This window comes from Mesorhizobium jarvisii, from assembly GCF_003601985.1.
Classification (GTDB): domain Bacteria; phylum Pseudomonadota; class Alphaproteobacteria; order Rhizobiales; family Rhizobiaceae; genus Mesorhizobium; species Mesorhizobium jarvisii.
On sequence record NZ_QZXA01000020.1, the window covers coordinates 67,508 to 74,479 of the forward strand.

8 protein-coding genes are annotated in these 6,972 nt (G+C 64.7%); 5 read left to right on the forward strand and 3 right to left on the reverse strand.

What is annotated here, in order from left to right; all coding sequences use genetic code 11:
- Positions 1-33 precede the first annotated feature (33 nt).
- The 4 genes from D3242_RS32005 to D3242_RS32020 are packed head-to-tail and all read left to right on the forward strand — an operon-like array spanning position 34 to position 3,774.
- Complete coding sequence (locus D3242_RS32005) at positions 34-774, forward strand: CerR family C-terminal domain-containing protein (RefSeq protein WP_064982301.1); 741 nt, start codon at positions 34-36, stop codon at positions 772-774.
- Entirely contained in the window at positions 771-1,724 is a 954-nt protein-coding gene (locus D3242_RS32010) for an HlyD family secretion protein (RefSeq protein ID WP_064982303.1), read from the forward strand. The genes D3242_RS32005 and D3242_RS32010 overlap by 4 nt, the downstream gene beginning before the upstream one ends.
- A complete protein-coding gene (locus D3242_RS32015) occupies positions 1,721-2,641 on the forward strand; it encodes an ABC transporter ATP-binding protein (RefSeq protein WP_064982305.1) in 921 nt (306 codons plus the stop codon). The genes D3242_RS32010 and D3242_RS32015 overlap by 4 nt, the downstream gene beginning before the upstream one ends.
- Entirely contained in the window at positions 2,638-3,774 is a 1,137-nt protein-coding gene (locus D3242_RS32020) for an ABC transporter permease (RefSeq protein ID WP_010912557.1), read from the forward strand. The genes D3242_RS32015 and D3242_RS32020 overlap by 4 nt, the downstream gene beginning before the upstream one ends.
- Positions 3,775-3,853: 79 nt before the next feature.
- Here D3242_RS32020 and D3242_RS32025 read toward each other — a convergent pair whose 3' ends face one another.
- Both D3242_RS32025 and D3242_RS32030 read right to left on the reverse strand, forming a co-directional pair.
- Positions 3,854-4,831 carry a threonine/serine dehydratase family protein gene (locus tag D3242_RS32025; protein ID WP_064982308.1) on the reverse strand — a complete coding sequence of 326 codons (978 nt, stop codon included), beginning with the start codon at positions 4,829-4,831 and terminating at the stop codon, positions 3,854-3,856.
- Positions 4,832-5,137: 306 nt separating this feature from the next.
- Positions 5,138-5,458, reverse strand: a complete 321-nt coding sequence (locus D3242_RS32030; protein WP_019862259.1) for a hypothetical protein — start codon at positions 5,456-5,458, stop codon at positions 5,138-5,140.
- Positions 5,459-5,637: 179 nt separating this feature from the next.
- Here D3242_RS32030 and mbfA point away from each other — a divergent pair, with 179 nt between their 5' ends.
- Positions 5,638-6,621: an iron exporter MbfA gene (mbfA, locus tag D3242_RS32035; RefSeq protein WP_019862260.1), complete on the forward strand. Its 984-nt coding sequence runs from the start codon at positions 5,638-5,640 to the stop codon at positions 6,619-6,621.
- A 74-nt stretch (positions 6,622-6,695) separates the two neighbouring features.
- On the opposite strand, the gene D3242_RS32040 is transcribed toward mbfA, so the two are convergent.
- Positions 6,696-6,972 (reverse strand): transposase (locus D3242_RS32040; protein WP_147377456.1); only part of this gene is annotated, 277 nt, incomplete at its 5' end.

Sequence of the window (6,972 nt, forward strand, 5' to 3'; positions counted from 1 at the left end):
GACTTTAATCAATCGATTGATTAAAGCCCTGTCATGATCAAATTGCCCGACGCCAAAAATTCCCGCCGCGAGACATCACCGGAGCCGACCCGTGCAGCACTCGTGCAGGCGGCGCTGAAACTGTTCGGCCGGCAGGGTTTCGACGGCACCTCGACCCGTGAGATCGCGGGCGAGGCGCAGGCCAATATCGGCTCGATCGCCTATCATTTCGGCGGCAAGGAGGGCCTCCGCGCCGCCGTCGCCGACTATATCGTCGAAACCGTCCAGGCTGTTGCCGGCCGGGCACTGGCCGCCGGCCAGGCGCCAGCCAGTGGCCAGGCCGCGCCGGCGGGCGATCCCGAGGCGGCGCGCGCGCAGCTTTTCGCCGCAATAGAGGGGATCGTCGGTTTCGTCGTGGCGCAGCCGCACGCCGGCGAGATCGTGCAATTCTTGCTGCGCGAACTGCAGCATCCCACCGCTGCGCTCGACCGCATCTATGACGGCGTGTTCGAGCCCACGCATCGCCGGCTATGTTATCTCTGGGAGCAGGCGACCGGCGAGCCGGCCGAAAGCGAGCGGACCCGGCTCACCGTGTTCACGCTGATCGGCCAGGTCGTCTATTTCCGCATCGGCCGCGAGGCGGTGAAGCGCCGCATGGGCTGGCACGACATCGGCGCCGCCGAGGCCGCCAAGGTCGTGGCGGTCACGACGGACAATCTCAGCGCCATACTGGCCGCCCGAATGGGATCAAAACCTAAAATGGGATCAAAACCCCCAATTGGATCAAAACAATGAGTTTCCTTTGCTCCTTGCCGCTTGCCGCCAAGCTCCTCAGTGCCTGTGCGCCCGCCGCTCCACTCGCCGTCGGCTATGTCGAGGGCGATTATGTGCTGCTGGCGCCGATCGAGGTGGCGCAGGTCGAGACCGTCGCCGTCAAGCGCGGCGATCGCGTCACGCCCGGTGCGACGGTGGTGACGCTGGAAAGCGCCGACGCCAGGATCGCGGTGGCGCAGGCCGAGGCAAGCCTCGCCCAGGCGCAGGCGCAGCTCGCCGATCTGCAGGTCGGCAAGCGGCCGGAAGAGATCGCCGCACTCAAGGCGCAGGTCGACATGGCCAAGGCGCAGGCCGACGATGCAAAGCGCAAATACGACCGCGCCGCCGATCTGTTCAAGCGCGGCACCGGCACCCAGGCCGATTACGACACCGCCTCGGCGACGCTGGAGACCGCCAACGCCCAGGTCGGCCAGGCGCAGGCCAATCTCGCCGTCGGCGGCCTGCCGGCGCGGCCCGAGACGATCAAGGCCGCCGACAACCAGGTCAAGCAGGCGCAGGCAGCCCTGCAGCAGGCTCAGTGGCGGCTGTCCAAGCGCACGCTCGCCGCACCTTCGCCCGGCCGCGTCAACGACGTCATCCGCAATCCCGGCGACACCGCCGGCCCGACCGCGCCGGTCATCTCGATGCTGCCTGACGGTGCGGTCAAGCTCAGCGTCTACATACCGGAAGCCGCCTTCGCCTCGGTCAGGATCGGCAGCCTGCTCAGCGTCCATTGCGACGGCTGCGGCCCCGATGTGAAGGCGCGCGTCAGCTATGTCTCGCCCGATCCCGAATTCACCCCGCCGGTGATCTATTCGCTCGAGAACCGGCAGAAGCTGGTCTATCTGGTCGAGGCGCGGCCGGAGGGCGACGCCGGCCCGCTGCAGCCCGGCCAGATCGTCGACGTCGATCTTGCGGGAACGGCAAAATGAACGCCATCGACGTTCACGGCCTGGTCAAGCGGTTCGGCGACAAGACCGTCGTCGACCATGTGACGATGTCGGTCGCCGAAGGCGAGATCGTCGGCTTCCTCGGCCCCAACGGTTCAGGCAAGACCACCACCATCCGCATCATGTGCGGCCTGCTGACGCCCGACGAAGGCGAAGGCACGGTGCTCGGTTTCAACATCCGCACGGAGTCGCTCAGGATCAAGCGCGAAGTCGGCTACATGACGCAGAAATTCTCCTTCTACGAAGATCTGACGATCGGCGAGAACCTCGAATTCGTGGCGCGGCTCTACCGGCTGAAACCGGTCGAGGAGTATGTCGCCAGGACATTGGAGGAACTCGGGCTGACCACGCGCCGCAACCAGCTGGCCGGCACGCTCTCCGGCGGTTGGAAGCAGCGGCTGGCGCTCGCCGCCTGCATCATGCACAAGCCGAAATTGCTGCTGCTCGACGAGCCGACGGCAGGCGTCGACCCGAAGGCGCGGCGCGAATTCTGGGACGAGATCCATCGCCTCGCCAGCGGCGGGCTCACCGTGCTGGTCTCGACCCATTACATGGACGAAGCCGAGCGCTGCCACCGCATCAGCTACATCTCCTATGGCAAGATGCTGGCCACCGGCACCGTTGAGGAGGTGGTGAAAAACGCCGGCCTGACGACGTTCGTGGTGCAGGGTCCACGGCTCGCCAAGGTGGCCGAAGAGCTGCATGGCCGCCCCGGCGTCGACCAGGTGGCGCCTTTCGGTGCCACGCTGCATGTCGTCGGTTCCGACAGGAAGAAGCTCGAGGCAGCCCTTGCCGATGTCGAGAAGGAGCATGAGGGCGTGACGGTCGCGCCGGGCGAAACCAGCCTGGAGGATGTCTTCATCCAGTTCATGTCGGGGTCGAAGGACAATATGGCATGAACAGCGTCTTCTCTTTCGCCCGGCTCGGTGCCCTGCTGATCAAGGAATTCATCCAGATGCGGCGCGACCGCATCACCTTCGCCATGATGCTCGGCGTGCCGCTGCTGCAGCTCATTCTGTTCGGCTTTGCCATCAACAACGATCCGAAGGGCCTGCCGACGGCGCTGGTGGCGATGAGCAACGACCAGTATACGCGCGCCATGGTCTCGGCGCTGCAGGTGACGGGCTACTACCATTTCGACCATGTCACCGAAAGCGCCGAAGAGGCGGAGTTCCTGATGGCGCGCGGCGACGTTTCCTTCGTCGTCACCATCCCGGCCGACTTCGCCAGCCGAGTCGAGCGCGGCGACAATCCGCAGATCCTGATCGAGGCCGACGCGACCGATCCCTCGGCCGCGAGCGGCGCCATTTCCACGCTGAGCACGGTGGCGAGCCAGGCGCTGCTGCGCGCGCAAGGCATGCAGGCGGCGGCCGCCGAGAATGCCAGACAGCAGCTGCAGGTGGTGGTGCACCATCGCTACAATCCTGAAGGCATTTCGCAATACAACATCGTGCCCGGTCTGCTCGGCGTCATCCTGCAGATGACCATGGTGATGATGACGGCCATGGCGCTGACCCGCGAAACCGAGCGCGGCACGATGGAAAACCTGCTCGCCATGCCGTCCAGTCCGGCCGAGATCATGCTGGGCAAGGTGCTGCCCTTCCTTGTCGTCGGCGCGGTGCAAGTGGCGGTGGTGCTGGTGGCGGCGAAGCTTCTGTTCGATATCCCCTTCGTCGGCAGCCTGACGCTGCTGTTGTCGTCGGTGCTTGTCTTCGTGCTGTCGCTGGTGCTGCTCGGCTACACCATCTCGACCATGGCCCGCTCGCAGATGCAGGCCATGCAGCTCACCTTCTTTTTCTTCCTGCCGTCGCTGCTCCTGTCCGGCTTCATGTTCCCCTATCGGGGCATGCCGGGCTGGGCCCAGGCGCTGGGCGAAATCTTCCCGCTGACGCATTTCCTGCGCATCACCCGATCGGTGATGCTGAAGGGCGCCGACTTCCATGCCATCGCCACCGAGGTCGGCTGGCTGGCCGTGTTCGTGCTGGTGTTCGCGGGCACCGCGCTGCTGCGGTTCAGGCGCACGCTGGACTGACCGCAAAAGGGCGCCCGGCCGCTGTGAGCCGCCGATGCCGGACCACGCCGATAGCGACATGGCGCAGAGGACAAAGCGATCAGGCGGCCGCCATGATTTCGGCATAGGTGCCGAAATCGACATTGCCGCCGGACAGCACCACGGCAACGCATTTGCCGGACAGTTCGATCTCGCCCGACGACAGCGCCGCGAGCGCCACGCAGCCGCCCGGCTCGACCACCAGCTTGAGATAGCCCATGGCATCGCGCATCGCCTGTGCGGTCGCTTTGTCGGAGACGGCGATGGCGCCGGCGAGGTTCTTGCGGTTGATTTCGAAGGTGATGGCGCCCGGCTCGGCGGTCAGGATCGCGTCGCAGATCGAGCTGTAACCCGGTTCGTTCGAAACCCGGGCGCCGGCGGCGAGCGAGCGGCGCGTGTCGTCGAAATGCTCGGGCTCCACCGCCCAGACCGCGGTGCCCGGCGAGGCGTCCTTGACCGCGACTGAAATGCCGCTCGACAGCCCGCCGCCACCGCAGGGAATGACGACGGCGTCGAGGCTGACGCCGAGCGCTTTGGCCTGCCGCATGAGTTCAAGGCCGATCGTACCTTGCCCGGCAATGATGGCCGGATCGTCGAAGGGCGGCACCAGCACCATGCCCTTGTCGATATAGGGGCGAACCACGGTCATGCGGTCATCGCGGAAGCGGTCGAACGGCACCACTTCCGCCCCCATCCTGCGGACATTGCCGATCTTCATCGCCGGCGCGTCCGCCGGCATGGCGATGACCGCCTTGACGCCGAACATGGCCGCCGAAGCGGCTACCCCTTGCGCATGATTGCCGGAGGAGAAGGCGACGACGCCACGGCTGCGCTCTTCCTCGCTCAGCGACGACAGCTTGTTGTAGGCGCCGCGGAACTTGAACGAGCCGGTGCGCTGCAACGTCTCCGGCTTGAACAGGATGCGCCCGCCGAAGCGCTTGTTGAGTTCGGCCGATTCGATCAATGGCGTTTCGACGATCAGGCCGGAGAGGCGGGCGGCGGCAGCATGGATGTCGGCGATGCCGGGAGAGGTGGTCATGGCGGATCCTGTGGCGATGTGATCCGGCCATGGTGCACGCAAACGGCCGCGCCATGCCAACGAAAAGATGTGACCGATACAAAGTTGGCGATGTGAGCTAGGTGCCAAGTGTGGCTAGCGTTACGGCCGGCCACCCCCCCTCTGTCCTGCCGGACAGACGGGGGTGCTGTCCCGCCGACGTCTGCGATGTTCTGTTTCCTGCAGTCGGAGCGCTTAGCCGGAGGCCCGCTGCCTGCGGCAGCTCCCTGGTTCGAACCCTTGAAAGGTCCACCGGACCTTTCAATTCGCCTGCGGCGAACCGGGTTCTCACCCCAGCAACGTCCGCTGCCTCTTCGTCCCGCCCAGCTTGCGCCAATTGTTGAAGCGATGCGTGGCGGCGGCAAATGAGATCTTCATCTGCTGGGCGACCGAATAGCGCGACTTGCCTTCGTCGAACATGCGGTAGCAGCACTCGACCCCTTCCTCGGTCAGCTTGCCGTCGGGGGCCTTGTTGTGCGGGTTGGCGGGGTCGAATTTCTCGATCTGCTGCTCGACCAGGCCCTTCAGGCGCTGCAGATCGGCCTCGATGCTGGCGATGAGATCGAGAACGGGTTTCGGGTCGAAATGCTGGGGGTGCGGCTTCGTCATACGCTCAAAATCCTCATTCTTGTCTTAGGTTCAGCTATATAGGTGAAGTTTTGCCAATAGATAAGGGTCGACGCCGCTCAAGCGCTTCAACAATTCTTGAACCCCGAGACTTCAGCGCGATTGACCCGGAGCACCGCAGACCCTAGTTTAGAACAATTCTAAACTAGGGTCCTTTCCTCATGCTTTCCCGTGTTTTCGGTTTCGGCCGCCGCCCCTTCGAATCGCTCTCCGAACAGGAAATCCTGGCGCTGGCCATTTCATCCGAGGAAGATGACGGGCGCATCTACCGCGCCTATGCCGACGGGCTGGCGGAAAACTTCCCGCAATCGGCGAAAGTGTTCGAGGAGATGGCCGAGGAAGAGGACGGCCATCGCGACTCGCTGATCGAGCTCTTCCGCAAGCGTTTCGGCGAGCGCATCCCGCTGATCCGGCGCGAACATGTGAAGGGCTACTATGAGCGCAAGCCCGACTGGCTGGTGAGGCCGCTCGGCATCGAGCATGTGCGCAGCCAGGCCGAGGCCATGGAGCGGCAGGCCTATCTGTTCTACGTCGAGGCGGCAAAGCGCACGACCGATGCCTCGACGCGAAAACTTCTCGGCGACCTGGCAATAGCCGAACAGGGCCACGAGACGCTCGCCCAGCGGCTGGAGCAGAAGCATGTGCCTGGCGAAGTGAAGGATGAAGAGGCCGCCGCCGAGCAGCGCCAGTTCATCCTGACTTATGTGCAGCCGGGCCTGGCAGGCCTGATGGACGGTTCGGTGTCGACGCTGGCGCCGATCTTCGCCGCTGCCTTTGCCACGCACGACACCTGGCAGACCTTCCTGGTCGGGCTTGCCGCGTCGATCGGCGCCGGTATCTCCATGGGCTTTACGGAAGTCGCTTCCGACGACGGCAAGCTCTCGGGTCGCGGCTCGCCGATAAAGCGCGGCATCACCACTGGCGTCATGACATCGGCCGGTGGTCTCGGCCACGCATTGCCCTATCTCATCCCGCATTTCTGGACGGCGACGGCGGTTGCCGCCGTCGTGGTGTTCTTCGAACTGTGGGCCATCGCCTTCGTCCAGAACCGCTACATGCAGACCCCGTTCCTGCGCGCCGCCTTCCAGGTGGTGCTGGGCGGCGCGCTGGTGTTCGCGGCCGGCGTGCTGATCGGGAATGCATAGTTCTTCCTTCCCCCCTTGTGGGGGAAGGTGGATCGGCGCGTAGCGCCGAGACGGATGAGCGACTATCTGAGGTGTCAAGTTGCATTTGCGAATTCGTTACGCGCGTCGCGTGCTTTTGCATTGAGAATGACGAGCAGCTTGCGGGCGAGCGCAATGCGGATGACCATTTTCTCCTTTCCGGCAGTCTGCAACCGTTGCTTGAAAGCTGCCAGATGCGGATCATATTTGGCAACGATGCTGGCAACGAGAAAGAGGACGCCGCGCGGCCCTGCCCGACCGCCGCGCACTGGTCTTCGACCGCTGCGCTTGCCACTGTCATTGGCGATCGGCGCCAGGCCGGCCAACTTGGCG